We start from the raw sequence: 14433 nt of genomic DNA, 5'->3' as shown, positions 1-14433 counted from the left end.
CGTTGATATGCATCAAGGAACCGGCGCCCATGCCGGCGCATTCTCGTTGAAGATTAGCGGATTTTATCCCTGCAAGGAGAATTGCCTATGTCTTACAAGACCATACTTGCCATTCTCGATACGGTCGAAAACACCAGGGTCGTAGCCGATTTTGCTTTTGCAATTGCCGCGCAGTCCAATGCCCATGTCATCGGCCTTCATGCGGAAACTGTCGCCGTCGTACCCCTTGTAGCGCCGATGGAGATACCCGACCCCGTCGCCGTGCAGGCGCTCCAGGACATGGCGCGCTCCCAGACCGTCGAAATCGAGCGCATCTTCCGCAGGAGGGCAGAAATGGAAGGGGCTTCCTTTGAATGGCGCAGTTTTACCTCATCCGCGGGCTACGGTACGGCGCCGCTGATCGAGAGCGCCCGTAGCGCCGACCTGTTGATCGTCTCGCAGGCGGATCCGTCAAAGTCCTCTGACAGTCACGTGGATGTCGACAACTTCCTCTTCGAAAGTGGCCGCCCGGTCTTGATGATCCCCTTTGTGCTGCGCCAACCGAAACCGATCAAGCGGGTGCTCATTGCATGGAACGGCTCGAAGGAAGCCGCCCGCGCCACCTTTGATGCCCTACCGATTCTGCAGGCCGCTGACGAAGTCGAGGTCTTCTCGGTTGATCCTGTCGACAACGCGCTCCAATCTGCAGCTGTGGCAGGCGCGGAGATTGCAGGTGCCCTAGCGCGTCATGGTGTCAATGTGACATTGGCAACGTCGCAAAGTGCAGAGAAGTCGGCATCCAGCGTAATCGAAAACCGCCTTTCCGATAGCAGCATCGACCTCCTGGTCATGGGTGCATACACTCATTCGCGCCTCTGGCAGATGATCTTCGGCGGCACCACGAGAACGCTACTGCAATCGATGACGGCGCTTACGCTGCTGTCACGATAAGAAGACGAGGGACTTGCGTTTTGTCCCCGGAGTCCGTTAATTGCGGCGACCGATGACGAGTTCCGACTTCGGTCCTCCTATCGCGCAGTCTCGGCTGCGCGATTTGCGTTTGACCAATCGCGGAATGCTTGTCCGGCCGCCGGCGAACGGCGTGTCATCATTCATGCCGCGGAGCAAATCATGTCCCTTCCAGATAAAGCCTTTCCCGTTTCCTGGGATCAATTCCACCGCGATGCGCGAGCCCTCGCCTGGCGCCTTGCTGGTTTGAAGCGCGACTTCAAAGCAATCGTCTGCATCACGCGTGGCGGCCTCGTGCCGGCGGCGATCATCTCGCGCGAACTTAACATCCGGCTGATCGAAACGGTCTGCGTCGCCTCCTACCACGACTATGTGAACCAGGGCGAAATGATGTTGTTGAAAGGCATCGCACCAGAGCTGACCGCTGACGAAGGTGAAGCCGTCCTCGTCATTGACGATCTGACCGACACCGGCAAGACGGCCTCTGAAGTTCGCTCGATCCTACCCAAAGCACACTTTGCCTGCGTCTACGCAAAGCCTCAGGGCGTGCCCACGATTGATACGTTCGTTACGGAAGTCAGCCAGGACACCTGGATCTACTTCCCTTGGGATATGGGGTTCACCTATCAAGAACCGATCTCCAAGACCGGCCGCGGCTAAAGGCCGGACGCCGGGGGGAGAAAACGGCGCACCCAATTTAGGATTGTCCCAATCTTCGTTTAACTAATGGATTGGATTCCGCTATCGCGCCGCCCTCTCAGACCTTATCCTTCTCGGCAATAGTCCAGCGCGGCAATCACGTCGCGCTGTGACTGGGTTGGAAGGCTAGTCGCGGGCGTTGGAACGGATATGATGCTTTGGCGCTACGTCGGGACAGTTGCCGCTTTTGGGCTCAACCTTTGTCTCTCGCCTTTGGCTGCTTCGGCGGAACCGGCCTATGTTTCCGTGGTACGGGAATATGTCGAGACCGTTGTCAAACCGATGGTGAATACGCCTATCGTCCGGAAGGCGATTGAGGACCAGAACGCCAAGTTCGGCAATATCACCGATGGGAATATCCAGGTGCTCGACAATACGTACCGCTCCGAGGTGCAGAGCGGCGGCTGGGAGATGGTCCGGCGCCTGCTCAACAAGCCGGTGTCGCGATACCTCAAAACCAAACAGGATGATTCGCAGGGCATCATTGTTGAATTTTTCGTGACGGATCGTCATGGCCTCAACGTCGGTCAGGGCACGATGACCACTGACTATTGGCAGGGCGATGAGGACAAGTTTCTGAAAACATTCGCAAAAGATTCGGACGAGGTATTTATCGACCGGGCTGAGCGCAATGAGCAGACACAATTACTGGAAGCGCAGGCAAGCTTTGTCATCAAGGATGAAAGCGGACAGCCTATAGGGATCGCAGCCGTGACGATTGCGATCGACGCATTGTGATCGAAATTGGCTCGACGAATCGGTTGCCGCATTTGGCCGGCAAAAGCTGCAACCAAATCAACACGGTCGCAACTTTTCTTAGATTTTTTAGGCTCTGGAGCGGCGAAAGCGCGCAACCCATTGAATTTCTTGAACGACTTTCTTTTCCCCAGTCTCCACAGACCGATCCACAATATGTTGTGGTGAACACTTCATTAAAAACAACCCCTTGACGGAATCGCCTGTTTCCAACTTAATAGGATTCGATGTTGCGACGGCAGTTGGGCCGGAATTAACGAGGCCGGTTCCCTCCAAAAAATCGAGCGTAGAATCAACGTGTTGCGTCCATGAAGGGCGATCGCGATGAGGAGTTTCGTGCGCGATTTTTATCTTCCGAAAAAGTGACATCCGGGGGCTGGCGATAATAAGCTGTTAGCACTATATTTAGTGTTTGCAGCCAGGATCACCACAAGATACAGGAACAATCATCTCCGGATGACACTCCTGTGATTATACGGAAACGAAAACTGGCTGCGCTTCTCACGGCGCTGCCGGAGGTGGAAACTTGCGCCTTGGTCGACGGGGACGAGGCGCGCAACTAGAGGTTAGAGAAATGCGCATAGAACGCCGTTTCACGAAGGCAGGACAGAGCGCTTACGCGGACATCGAATTCCGCAAAGCGACGAGCGAGATCAAGAACCCCGACGGGTCGATCGTATTCCGCCTCGAGAATATCGACGTTCCGGCGCAGTTCTCGCAGGTCGCAGCCGACATTCTGGCGCAGAAGTATTTCCGCAAGGCCGGTGTTCCCGCGAAGCTGAAGAAGGTCGAGGAAAACGACGTTCCTTCCTTCCTCTGGCGTTCGGTTGCTGACGAAACAGCTCTGAAGGATGTTCCGAAGGACCAGCAATACGGTTCCGAAACCGACGCCCGCCAGGTCTTCGACCGTCTCGCCGGCACCTGGACATACTGGGGCTGGAAGGGCGGCTATTTCTCGTCCGAGGAAGATGCCTCTGCCTTCAAGGACGAACTTGCCTACATGCTGGCCACCCAGCGCGTTGCGCCGAACTCCCCGCAGTGGTTCAACACCGGCCTGCACTGGGCCTACGGCATCGACGGCCCTGGCCAGGGTCACTTCTACGTCGACCCCTTTACCGGCAAGCTGGTGAAGTCGAAATCTGCCTACGAGCATCCGCAGCCGCATGCCTGCTTCATCCAGTCCGTTGAAGACGATCTTGTCAACGAAGGCGGCATTATGGACCTGTGGGTCCGCGAAGCTCGCCTCTTCAAATACGGCTCCGGCACCGGCTCCAACTTCTCCTATCTTCGCGGCGAAGGAGAAAAGCTTTCGGGCGGCGGCCGTTCTTCTGGCCTGATGAGCTTTCTGAAGATCGGCGACCGCGCCGCCGGCGCCATTAAGTCGGGAGGCACCACGCGCCGTGCGGCAAAGATGGTGGTCGTCGACATCGACCATCCGGATATTGAGGAATATATCAACTGGAAGGTGAAGGAAGAGCAGAAGGTTGCCGCTCTCGTCACCGGCTCCAAGGTCGTCGCTAAGCATCTAAAGGCAATCATGAAAGCCTGCGTCAACTGCGAAGCTGACAACGGCGATTGCTTCGACCCGAACAAGAACCCTGCCCTGAAGCGCGAAATCCGCGCTGCCAAGAAGGATCAGGTTCCTGAAAACTATATTGGCCGCGTCATCCAGTTCGCCCGCCAGGGCTACAAGGACATGGAATTCAAGACCTATGACACGGACTGGGATAGCGAAGCCTACCTCACCGTATCAGGTCAGAACTCCAACAACTCGGTCTCGATCAAGGACGACTTTCTGCGCGCTGTTGAAATCGACGGCGACTGGCAGCTGAAGGCCCGCAAGGACGGCAAGGTCATGAAGACCCTGAAGGCACGCGACCTTTGGGAGTCGATCTCCTACGCCGCATGGGCCTCGGCCGATCCAGGTCTACACTTCAACACAACGATGAACGACTGGCACACCAGCCCGGCTGCCGGCCCGATCCGCGCATCCAACCCGTGCTCGGAATACATGTTCCTCGACGACACGGCTTGCAACCTCGCCTCGCTGAACCTCATGCAATTCAAGGATGTGGCCACCAAGCGCATCAACATCGCCGACTACGAGCATGCTGTTCGCCTGTGGAGCGTTGTTCTCGAAATCTCCGTGATGATGGCACAGTTCCCGTCGAAGCGGATTGCCGAGCTCTCCTACGAATATCGCACGATCGGCCTCGGCTATGCCAACATCGGCGGCCTGCTGATGTCCTCGGGCATTCCCTATGACAGCGACGAAGCTCGCGCCATCGCCGGCTCGTTGACCGCGATCATGACCGGCATCTCCTACGCCACCTCGGCTGAGATCGCCTCCGAGCTCGGACCGTTCCCGATGTTCACGCCGAACCGTGAGAACATGCTGCGCGTCATCCGCAACCACCGCCGCGCCGCTTATGGCGAGACGTCTGGCTATGAAGGGCTTTCGATCAACCCGGTTGCCCTCGTTCACTCCGAGAACCCGGACCAGGATCTGGCTGCCCACGCCAAGAGCGCCTGGGACAAGGCTCTCGCGCTCGGCGAAAAGCACGGCTACCGCAACGCCCAGGCAACGGTGATTGCACCGACAGGCACGATCGGCCTCGTAATGGATTGCGACACAACAGGCATCGAGCCTGACTTCGCGCTGGTGAAGTTCAAGAAGCTTGCCGGCGGCGGCTACTTCAAGATCATTAACCGCGCTGTTCCCGAGGCGCTGCGGACGCTCGGCTATTCCGAGAGCCAGATCGCCGAGATCGAAGCTTACGCTGTCGGCCATGGCAATCTGAACCAGGCGCCGGCCATCAACCCGTCGACGCTGAAGGCCAAGGGCTTCACCGACGAGAAGGTTGACGCCGTCAATGCAGCGCTGAAGTCTGCCTTCGACATCAAGTTCGTCTTTAATCAGTGGACGCTCGGCACTGACTTCTTGAAGGGCACACTGAAGGTTTCCGACGAGCAGCTCGCGGACATGAGCTTCAACCTGCTCGACCACCTGGGCTTCTCCAAGAAAGACATTGAGGCTGCGAACATTCACGTTTGCGGTGCGATGACGCTGGAAGGTGCACCGTTCCTGAAGAACGAACATTTGCCCGTCTTCGATTGCGCGAACCCCTGCGGTAAGATCGGCAAGCGTTACCTCTCGGTCGACAGCCACATCCGCATGATGGCTGCCGCCCAGCCGTTCATCTCGGGGGCGATCTCCAAGACGATCAACATGCCGAACGACGCGACGGTCGACGATTGCAAGAGCGCCTACATGCTCTCGTGGAAGCTCGGCCTCAAGGCCAACGCCCTCTATCGCGACGGCTCCAAGCTCTCGCAGCCACTGAATGCCTCGCTGATCGAGGACGAAAGCGACGAGGACGCGGTCGAGGAACTGCTGCAGCAGCCGGTTGCGGCCCAGGCCGTCACGATTACCGAAAAGATCATCGAGCGTGTTGTCGAGCGCGTCACCCGCGAGCGTGAGAAGCTGCCGAATCGTCGTCAGGGCTACACCCAGAAGGCCGCTGTCGGCGGACACAAGGTTTATCTGCGCACGGGCGAATTCGGCGACGGCCGCCTCGGCGAAATCTTCATCGACATGCACAAGGAAGGGGCCGCTTTCCGTGCGATGATGAACAACTTCGCGATCGCAATCTCGCTTGGCCTGCAATACGGCGTGCCGCTCGAAGAATACGTGGAGGCTTTCACCTTCACCAAATTCGAGCCGGCCGGCGTCGTCATCGGCAACGACGCGATCAAGAACGCCACGTCGATCCTCGACTACGTGTTCCGCGAACTAGCCGTTTCTTACCTTGGCCGCCACGATCTGGCGCATGTCGATACGTCGGACTTCTCGAACACGGCGCTTGGCAAGGGCATACAGGAAGGCAAGACCAACCTCGTCTCGACTGGCTGGACGCGTGGCTACAAGCCAACGCTGGTAGCAGGCAACGAGCGTCAGGCGGGCGGTGAACCGAAGGGGGCGGCTACGGCACCCCCAGCGCGTGCCTCTTCTGGTGCTACGGTGACCTCCTTTGCCGGTGCTGCCGCCCGCAAGATCGAACCGACCATTGCTATCTCCAGCTCCGAAATCGTCGCCTTCAAGCGCGACTACGAGGAGCGGGCAAAGGAACTGGCCGAAGAGATCGCCGAGGAAGTGATCGAAGAAGTCGTGACCGAGGCCCAGCAGCAGGCAACCGCACTCTTCTCCGACAAGGCAGCCGCTGATGCGGCATCGGCGAAGACGGAAGCTAAGAAGGTCGAAGCCGAACGCCGCGCTCGCTCCATCATGCAGGGCTACACCGGCAACATGTGCTCCGAGTGCCAGAATTTCACGATGGTTCGCAACGGCACCTGCGAGAAGTGCGACACGTGCGGCGCAACGAGCGGCTGCAGCTGATTGGGTCGCTGAGATGTATGGATAGGCTCAACTGAAATAGCACGAACTCCGATACTCCGAGTCACGAACACGCGCATTGAAGAGTCACGATTAACTGGAATAGCACGGGCCTAACCAGACTGATGGTGCCACGACGCGCGGCACCATCAGTTAGGATCGGAAACGGGACTTTGCCGAATGTGAGCCATCTGTGAGGCAAACATTCAGTTGAAGATCAGCCCGGCCGGGACGGTCTTTGTGTTGCGTCCAACGAGAAAACCTCCGGGAGTAGGTTGATTGGATTCGTCCAGCCTAAAACTCCCCAACAAAAACCAAAAGATAGCTCCGCGACCATTCACAGAGCTTACGAGGCCAGTCCCCTCAGCTCCGCTAGGGCTGCATAAAGGCCTGAATTTCCTCGGTCGTGACCTTGCCGTCCTTGTTCGCATCCACGCTGTCGAAGATCCGCTTGTGGATCGCCGTCACCTCTTCGAAGGACAGCGCACCGTCTCCGTCGGCGTCGGCGATCGCGAACATGAACTTCATCATGTGCGCGCGCATCGCCATCATCGGCATGCCGCCCATCATTCCCGACGGCATGACCATGTTCCGCCCCATCATTCCGGGCATCATGCCGGATCCTCCAGGCATGGCTCCCTCGCTCTGTCCTGCACCTCCGTCATCCGCGTCTGACGGCGGGGCTGCCTGCGCTGACGCCGCAGGATGATGGGGGTCAGCTTCGTTCGTTTGTGCGAGCACTATACCAGTTCCGCCGATCGCGATCAGCGCCGCCAGCACGGCCGTCTTTGGCAATCTTGTCGTAGTCATGTCCATTCTCCTTTGGATTGTCTCCTCTTCGACCTGCGTCGTCCATTCCACGTGGGACAGGCATCCCACAGATCGGATCCCTGGGGCCCCGGCCTAGTTGATAGACGAGTGGCGCGCTCGCAGGGAGTTGCCGGTAACGCTGACGGAGGACAGCGCGATGACGGTGGTGGCGTTCTCGGGCTCCAGCGTCAGACCACAGATCGAACAGGTGCCGGGACCGATCTGCCGGATTTGCGGATGCATCGGGCACGTGTAGATGATTTCATCCTTAGGCTTTGGTCCGATGCCCGCTTGGATGCCAGGCTTCTCTTCGCCGTGACGATGATGATAATGGGCGTGGCCTTCGCATATATAATGATCAGTCATGAAACGCTCCTCCCCGATGGCTTCCGGCTGCATCCGTTCCGTGGCCGAACCTCGGAAGGAAACGCGGAACCGTTCTGGCATAGGCGTCCCACGCCGCTCCGAATTCGGCCCGCGAGACCTCCTCCTCTCGCTTCGCAAGACGCACGTAGACCCAGACCAGCACCGGGAACATGGCGAGCGTCACCAGGGTCGGCCACTGCAGCAGGAACCCTATCATAATGATGACGAAGGCGTCGTATTGCGGGTGTCGGACGCGGGCGTAGGGTCCTCTGGTCGCCAAGCGATGCTCGCGTTGGGCGGCGTAGAGCACGTGCCAGCTCGAGGCGAGCAGCCAGAAGCCCGAGATGATCAGAATGTTGCTCGTGAGATGGAATGGCCCGAAATGCGGGTTGACGCGCCAGCCGAACATCATCTCCAGCAGGTGGCCGGCGTCGTGCGACCAGAAGTCGACGCCGGGAAACTGTCGGCCAAGCCAGCCGGACAGCAGGTAGATGGTGAGCGGGAAGCCGTACATCTCTGTAAAGAGCGCGACAACGAAGGCGGAGAAGGCGCCCAGTGAGCGCCAGTCCAGTTTCGTCTGAAGTCTTGTGAAGCTCGCGGCGAAGACGATGAACACCACGGAATTGATGATCACCAGGCTCCAGAGGCCGTAGGCCGGGGTTTCAGACATCGTCGCTCTCCTTGCGCCACCGTTGGTTCATGCCCGCCTGGTGGCCGGCATGGTCGTGACCGGAATGGACGGAATGACCGCCATGGCCATGATGCATGAAGAGATGCATCAGCGGACAGGCCAGGATGAGCAGCCACGGCAGGATGCCGAGAACGTGCACGCGGTGCTCGTAGGCGATAAGCCCCAGAGCGATTACGACGAAGGCGATGAAGACGGTCCGGCTGTAGGTGCTCCAGGCATGTGGGGGATAGTTGTCGTTCATGAGAATGCCTTGGTCGAAGGAGTTCGGGAAGGAGCGCGTGGTCCATCGGACCGCGTCAGCCGATTCCGTCTTTGGTCACGTTGGCGGCGGCCATATGCGAGGCTTCGCTCGCTGCTCAGCCGAAAGCCGGCTGATGAAATTGAAGATCGCAGCGATGGAGGCTCCCGCATAGGCGCCGTAGACGACGCTTTGAATAAGGCCCAAAGCCAGGCTTTGAGGATCGAAGCCCGTCAGACCGAGATAGAACTGCAGCCATGGCCTATGAAGACCCCAGTCGGGGGCAATGAGACCAAGCAACATGCACAGCAGAAACGAGATGGAGGCGAAGGCGGCAAGCGTCGCGCCAAGCACCGGAACCGAAACATGGGCCGGAGTCGCCGGGGATGTCTGGGAATGCATATGCAAGATTGTGTTCGCCATGGAACAATCCTCCGCCAGGCTGCGTACGCAGCCACCTTAACGAAAGAACAATGAACCTGTCGGCCTCGTTCTTCTTTGATTTGAATCAAACATCGCCCCGGCCTCCGACGCGCAGGAAGGCGGTTTTCTCTTCCCGATGCCACGTACTCACGCGTCGCCTACCCCGAGTCGGGCTGTGCTTTCGGAGAATCGACCGCTCTAGGCAGCCGGGCATTTGACCTAAACGCTTGATCTCACGGCAAAACCATCACTTCGGAGATCTTGGAAGGAGTATTCGAGGGCCTGCCTTCATGACGTTTTACCTAGCGGCAATGCCGACACGACTTTGATACGCCTTGCAAACGACGATCTCATCCTCTTCGTCTTCGTCTTCGTCTTCGCCGACACGCGAACCCAAACGATCCTTACGACAAGCGAATCGAGCTTCCGAAAGCCATCAGAGAAGATATGGGCGAGGCAGACCGGGCTCCTTCCGGGTCGTAGCTTTCACCCACCTCGACGACGATCACATCTGCGGCGCTCGGGATTTCCTCTGGTTTGATCGCGCGACCCTTTTCCAAGTGAGTGATCGACCAAAGTTCCATGAGATGTGGGTTCCTGCCGACGCTCGGAGATGCTGCTGCGGTTGCGATCATGCGGGGGAGTGCATAGCGTATCGGGCGCGCAACCTTCAGAAATGCGGTTGTTTCCGCATGATTTGCAAGGCGCGTCTTAGGTCGCCGCAAAGGACCACCTGGGTCACGGCACGAGCACGGCTGCCCCATTGATGCGCCCGGCCCGCAAGTCGGCCAGCGCGTCATTGGCACGCTCCAACGGATATGCGGTGGTGACGGTTCGGATGCTTGCCTGTCCCACGAGTTCGAAGAATTCTCGAGCATCGTCGCGTGTCAGATTGGCTACCGATACGATGCGGCGCTCTCCCCACAGGAGTCGATAGGGCATGGCCGGTACATCGCTCATGTGGATGCCCCCGCAAACGACGGCGCCACCTTTACAGACCGCCGCCAGGGCTTTTGGAACCAGCTCACCTGCCGGCGCAAATATGATAGCCGCATCCAGTTGCACCGGTGGCATCTCGTCCGAGAAACCGGCCCAGGTGGCGCCCAATTCCCGAGCGAAGTGGCTTGCCGCCTCGTCCCCCGGACGGACAAAAGCAAAGACGTCCTGCTTTCGCCACCGGCAGACCTGCGCGAGAATGTGAGCCGCAGCGCCGAAGCCATAGAAACCGATCGTCTTTCCTTCTCCCGCCATTTTCAATGATCGCCATCCGATCAGACCCGCGCAAAGAAGAGGCGCGGTTGCGACGGGCTCCCAATTGTCCGGCAGAACGAAGGCGTAATTTGCGTCAGCCACGACGTGCGTCGCAAATCCGCCGTCGAGCGTATAGCCGGTAAAGCCGGGTGCGTCGCAGAGGTTTTCGGTTCCGGCGAGACAGAATGAGCACCGTCCGCACGTGTGCCCAAGCCACGGCACGCCCACCCTCCAACCCCCAAGGCCTTTCGAGACGCCGTCGCCGACGGCGACCACGCGACCGACGATCTCATGTCCGAGCACCAGAGGCAGCTTCGGATTTGGAAGGTCGCCATCGAACACGTGAAGGTCCGTGCGGCAGACCCCGCAGGCTTCCACCGCTATCAAGACCTGACCTGCGGAAGGACGTGGGTCTGGCGTCTCCACAAGACGCAGCGGAGTCCCGAACCTTTCCAGGACCATCGCCTTCATGTCTTCCTCCTTGTCGACACCCGGTCAATCCTCCCAATCAATCCGCACGCCGAAGCTTGCCGCCTTGACCTAGATCAACAACTTCGACCGCACCGGCGGATAAACTTAAGGATGGCTCCCGCATCATGGGGCCACAGTAGGAGGAGGATAGCAGGATGAACCACATAGTCATGGACGCCAAAAACAAGGACGCATGGGCGTTCGCCGTGTGCGCGCCCATCCCTCCTGCCAGAAAGCACGAAGGCGACATCCTGCTTGAACGGGCCGACGACGATCATTGGGTCGTCACGATGATCTCGCCGCGGGCTCTCGACTGGGCGACAAGGGAGTTCTGCTGTCCGCTTCGCGCCTGCTTCTCCGGAAGCATGCGGTTGGACATGATGAGCGCCGATCGCCTGTTAAAGCAGGCTCGCGTCCAGGGGTTCAAGACGGAGTTCGTCGGACTTGACGGGATGGACGTCTTCTAGCGCCCGACGGACACACGCCCCCTACGTCGAGAACCGGACGGGCTAAGCGGCGCCTTTATCCCATGCCCGCCTCGGGATGGGCGCGAACGGCCCGGGCACCGCATCTGCAGAAGCAGCAAACCATGATCTGACGGATCGAATGCTTGTTGCATTGCAGGGTTCCGGTACCGAGTTTGATTGGGAGTTCAATGAAGAAGCTGTCCATCGGTTCACTCGCCCGGAGATTTTAGCACCATTTGGGAACGACGTGCGAGGGTACTGCTGATCGATCCAAATGCGGATCGCATCGATTTTGACAAGCATCAAAGAAACTTTCCAAGAACGCGATATGATCGGGGCTATCGAGAAGGAGGCAGTGCGATGAGCATCAAAACCGTTATGTGCGTCTTTGACGTCGACCGCTGGGACCAAGACCTCAAGTCGGCGATAGAGTTTTGCGAGGCGCAGGGCGGCCACATGACCGCTCTCGTGATTTGCATCGGGGCCGTTCCAGCGATCGCCACCTACGAAGCGCTATCCACGACCTGGCTCGAAGGCCAACAAAGGGAAATCGACCGCCTCGCCGAGGAGACGAAGGCAGTACAAGAGACCCTGGAAAGGACCGAGCTCTCTTTTGACATCCAGGAGATCTACACAGAGTTCGCATGGGCTGAGAGAGACATTGCTCAGCATGCACTTTACGCCGATCTCGTCCTTGTCGGAGCGCAAGCTGCTGGCAACGAGGATCTTCAGAGACGTATCGTCGATGGCGCGCTGTTCGAATCTCCGACGCCGATCCTGATCAACCCACGCACGCAGGCTGTGAGCTCGTTTCCAAAGTCTATCCTGCTCGCTTGGGATTCCAGCGACGAGGCAGCGCGTGCCACGCGCCAGTCCATGGAATTCCTGAAGGGCTGTGATGCCGTGCACGTCACGATCGTAGACCCTGTCGCGAGAAGCTGGGAGAACGGCGAAGAGCCCGGATCCGATATCGCCATGTTCCTCGCCCGCCACGGCGTGAAGGTCGAGGTTGATCGGGTGGCTAGCGGCGGACGCCGCGTGGATGAAACCTTGCGCCAACACGCGACGGACGTAGCAGCCGACATGGTGGTCATGGGTGCCTACAACCACCCGCGGATACAGCAGCGCTTATTTGGAGGCGTCACACGTTCGATGCTGAAGGACAGCCAGACCCCGCTCTTCCTTTCGCGGTAGTGCATACTTTTGGCGGCCCTGTCGTTCGACTTGGCCACTAGAAGCGATGAGCGTCATGTTCGCGTCTGGGAGGGCGTCATGAAACCACAGTTCCATCTGCCATTGACCACGCGTCCGGAAGCGAGTTCCTTCGCGATCATAGAGAACGCCGTCCAGTTCTCCTTGCATCAGGGTGCCGATCTGGTCGCCAGCCTGGCTGCCGCGCGGCGCCATGGCCACGAAGCGGCCGACACATATTCAGACGACGACGAGTTCCAGGCGGACCGCTTTGACCGGGACGTTGCTGCTCAGCTCGTCAGGCATTTGCGCCAGCGGGCCGAACGCGTGGGTCTCGACATAAGGCTTGTTCCCACTGATGCCCAGGCGATGTCGACGACTATCCCGCTGGCGGAATTTTCCCGCGCCTACGACGTTACGATCCTGGAAAACACCGAGCTGGCGAGGCCGATCATTGAAAGCCTCGTCTTTGACAGCGGTCGCCCGCTGCTTCTCGTCCCGTCGGGAGACTTCTACGGTCGCATCGACAACATCGCGATCGCGTGGGATGGGAGTGCAACGGCAGCCCGCGGGGCTTCCAGCGCATATCCGATGATCCAATCGGCCACGAAAGCAACCGTGATACGCGTGGGCGCTGCGGCTTTCCGGAACTGCGATCTCATTGATCGCTACGTGGACGCGCTGGGGCATTCAGGACTCGAGGTTGCGTTGGCGGCTGTGCACAGCGACGGAGAAGACGTCACCACCATCATCCAGGACACTGCCATAGAGTGCCATGCCGATCTTCTTATCGCTGGTGCCTATGGGCACACCAAGCTGCGCGAAGCCCTGGTCGGCGGAGTGACACGCGGCCTACTCGACAACCTTCGGATACCGGCCCTGTTGTCCCACTAAAGCGGGCCTCCGTTATTGAGATTCCCACGTCCTCAAGTCGAGCCTCCTGTTCCTCTCGCTGTATCCGCCGAAGGTGGCGAAGTTGGTGGCGATCGACGGTGATGGTGAGGCAAAAGTGCGATGTCCAATGTGGTTGCAAGCCGATCGGCCAAAATCACCGTGGGAATTTTAAAATCAGAACCTTGATGCAAATCAATTCGCGTCCTCATGGGTCGCGTATATATGTTCTGGCTTTGCGGCCTAGTGCGCAGAGCGTGAAATGGAGGATAGCATGATCAGATCATCTCTGAGTGCGCCCGTTTTTGTTGCGTTCTTCGTTAGCCTTGTAATTCCGGCTCACGCCTCTGGCCCGACCGTCGTTAGGGCTGAGCTGTGGAACAAGCCAGATGGTTCGCAGGGCGTCACACTAAGCACTGATCACGTCAAACCGGGCAAAGTTCAGTTCCAGGTAAAGAACGCGTCCACCGACGAAGATCACGAACTGTTGCTCGTCATGACAGACCTCGCCCCAGCGGACTTTCCGACTGATGCAAGCGGAACGCGTGTCGATGAAGACAAGTTCAAGGGTCTCAAAGAACTCGGCGATGTGCATCCGGGCAAGTCGCGCAATACCACCTTGACCCTCAAAGCCGGTAAATACGTGCTGTTCTGCAACGAACAGGGGCACTTCAATGCGGGAATGTACACTGCTTTCACGGTTGAACCTTAGGCTCCATATGACAGACGCAGTGCTGCGTCGGCCACGCCATGCCCCCGATCGAGGTCTTTCCAATTCTGGTCAGCAAAACGCTGCCATTGGCCATGCCACCGAGCGCTCCGTTTTGAGTCTAGGTCA

13 protein-coding genes and 1 pseudogene are annotated in these 14433 nt (G+C 58.6%); 8 read left to right on the top strand and 6 right to left on the bottom strand.

All coding sequences use genetic code 11. The features are described 5' to 3' along the window. The first annotated feature begins 87 nt into the window (after nt 1–87). The 4 genes from BN77_RS12010 (at nt 88) to BN77_RS11995 (ending at nt 6799) form a co-directional block, all read left to right on the top strand. Nucleotides 88–930, top strand: coding sequence for a universal stress protein (locus BN77_RS12010; protein ID WP_007532091.1), 843 nt, complete (start codon nt 88–90; stop codon nt 928–930). 180 nt (nt 931–1110) lie between these two features. Then, nucleotides 1111–1608: a xanthine phosphoribosyltransferase gene (gpt, locus tag BN77_RS12005; RefSeq protein ID WP_007532089.1), complete on the top strand. Its 498-nt coding sequence runs from the start codon at nt 1111–1113 to the stop codon at nt 1606–1608. A 189-nt stretch (nt 1609–1797) separates the two neighbouring features. After that, on the top strand, nt 1798–2385 hold the full coding sequence (locus BN77_RS12000; protein WP_007532087.1) for a hypothetical protein: 588 nt from the start codon (nt 1798–1800) through the stop codon (nt 2383–2385). A gap of 592 nt (nt 2386–2977) precedes the next feature. Continuing rightward, nucleotides 2978–6799, top strand: a complete 3822-nt coding sequence (locus BN77_RS11995) for a vitamin B12-dependent ribonucleotide reductase (protein WP_007532084.1) — start codon at nt 2978–2980, stop codon at nt 6797–6799. Nucleotides 6800–7168: 369 nt separating this feature from the next. Here BN77_RS11995 and BN77_RS11990 read toward each other — a convergent pair whose 3' ends face one another. The 6 genes and pseudogenes from BN77_RS11990 to BN77_RS11960 form a co-directional block, all read right to left on the bottom strand. After that, the gene (locus tag BN77_RS11990) at nt 7169–7606 is read right to left on the bottom strand and encodes an EF-hand domain-containing protein (protein ID WP_007532083.1); all 438 of its coding nucleotides are present in this window, start codon (nt 7604–7606) and stop codon (nt 7169–7171) included. Between the two features lie 165 nt (nt 7607–7771). Further along, nucleotides 7772–7972 (bottom strand): annotated as a pseudogene (locus BN77_RS35525) (heavy metal-binding domain-containing protein); the annotation flags it as partial. After that, the gene (locus BN77_RS11980; RefSeq protein WP_007532079.1) at nt 7965–8642 is read right to left on the bottom strand and encodes a methyltransferase family protein; all 678 of its coding nucleotides are present in this window, start codon (nt 8640–8642) and stop codon (nt 7965–7967) included. The gene BN77_RS11980 and the pseudogene BN77_RS35525, both read right to left, overlap by 8 nt. Then, nucleotides 8635–8904 (bottom strand): DUF2933 domain-containing protein, encoded by a 270-nt coding sequence (locus BN77_RS11975; RefSeq protein ID WP_007532077.1) that lies wholly within the window; start codon nt 8902–8904, stop codon nt 8635–8637. Before BN77_RS11975 ends, BN77_RS11980 begins: the two co-directional genes overlap by 8 nt. 75 nt (nt 8905–8979) lie before the next feature. Beyond that, a complete protein-coding gene (locus BN77_RS11970; protein ID WP_007532075.1) occupies nt 8980–9324 on the bottom strand; it encodes a hypothetical protein in 345 nt (114 codons plus the stop codon). 738 nt (nt 9325–10062) lie between these two features. Continuing rightward, nucleotides 10063–11046: a zinc-dependent alcohol dehydrogenase family protein gene (locus BN77_RS11960; protein WP_007532070.1), complete on the bottom strand. Its 984-nt coding sequence runs from the start codon at nt 11044–11046 to the stop codon at nt 10063–10065. A 155-nt stretch (nt 11047–11201) separates the two neighbouring features. Here BN77_RS11960 and BN77_RS11955 point away from each other — a divergent pair, with 155 nt between their 5' ends. The 4 genes from BN77_RS11955 (at nt 11202) to BN77_RS31400 (ending at nt 14307) form a co-directional block, all read left to right on the top strand. Continuing rightward, complete coding sequence (locus BN77_RS11955) at nt 11202–11513, top strand: hypothetical protein (protein WP_007532068.1); 312 nt, start codon at nt 11202–11204, stop codon at nt 11511–11513. Between the two features lie 360 nt (nt 11514–11873). Continuing rightward, nucleotides 11874–12707, top strand: a complete 834-nt coding sequence (locus tag BN77_RS11950; RefSeq protein WP_007532063.1) for a universal stress protein — start codon at nt 11874–11876, stop codon at nt 12705–12707. Nucleotides 12708–12785: 78 nt separating this feature from the next. Continuing rightward, nucleotides 12786–13598 (top strand): universal stress protein, encoded by an 813-nt coding sequence (locus tag BN77_RS11945; protein ID WP_007532061.1) that lies wholly within the window; start codon nt 12786–12788, stop codon nt 13596–13598. A gap of 271 nt (nt 13599–13869) precedes the next feature. Continuing rightward, a complete protein-coding gene (locus BN77_RS31400) occupies nt 13870–14307 on the top strand; it encodes a hypothetical protein (protein WP_007532059.1) in 438 nt (145 codons plus the stop codon). The last annotated feature ends 126 nt before the right edge of the window (nt 14308–14433 follow it).

Origin of the sequence: Rhizobium mesoamericanum STM3625 (assembly GCF_000312665.1) — a bacterium.
Taxonomy (GTDB): Bacteria; Pseudomonadota; Alphaproteobacteria; order Rhizobiales; family Rhizobiaceae; genus Rhizobium; species Rhizobium mesoamericanum.
This window is presented reverse-complemented; position numbering and strand designations above follow the sequence as displayed.

Bases quoted from the DNA above. Each gene is read 5' to 3' on its own strand.
- BN77_RS31400 (WP_007532059.1), top strand. From the start codon at position 13,870: ATGATCAGATCATCTCTGAGTGCGCCCGTTTTTGTTGCGTTCTTCGTT.
- BN77_RS11980 (WP_007532079.1), bottom strand. From the start codon at position 8,642: ATGTCTGAAACCCCGGCCTACGGCCTCTGGAGCCTGGTGATCATCAAT.
- BN77_RS11990 (WP_007532083.1), bottom strand. From the start codon at position 7,606: ATGACTACGACAAGATTGCCAAAGACGGCCGTGCTGGCGGCGCTGATC.
- gpt (WP_007532089.1), top strand. From the start codon at position 1,111: ATGTCCCTTCCAGATAAAGCCTTTCCCGTTTCCTGGGATCAATTCCAC.
- BN77_RS12000 (WP_007532087.1), top strand. From the start codon at position 1,798: ATGATGCTTTGGCGCTACGTCGGGACAGTTGCCGCTTTTGGGCTCAAC.
- BN77_RS11960 (WP_007532070.1), bottom strand. From the start codon at position 11,046: ATGAAGGCGATGGTCCTGGAAAGGTTCGGGACTCCGCTGCGTCTTGTG.
- BN77_RS11975 (WP_007532077.1), bottom strand. From the start codon at position 8,904: ATGAACGACAACTATCCCCCACATGCCTGGAGCACCTACAGCCGGACC.
- BN77_RS11995 (WP_007532084.1), top strand. From the start codon at position 2,978: ATGCGCATAGAACGCCGTTTCACGAAGGCAGGACAGAGCGCTTACGCG.
- BN77_RS11945 (WP_007532061.1), top strand. From the start codon at position 12,786: ATGAAACCACAGTTCCATCTGCCATTGACCACGCGTCCGGAAGCGAGT.
- BN77_RS11955 (WP_007532068.1), top strand. From the start codon at position 11,202: ATGAACCACATAGTCATGGACGCCAAAAACAAGGACGCATGGGCGTTC.
- BN77_RS11970 (WP_007532075.1), bottom strand. From the start codon at position 9,324: ATGGCGAACACAATCTTGCATATGCATTCCCAGACATCCCCGGCGACT.
- BN77_RS11950 (WP_007532063.1), top strand. From the start codon at position 11,874: ATGAGCATCAAAACCGTTATGTGCGTCTTTGACGTCGACCGCTGGGAC.
- BN77_RS12010 (WP_007532091.1), top strand. From the start codon at position 88: ATGTCTTACAAGACCATACTTGCCATTCTCGATACGGTCGAAAACACC.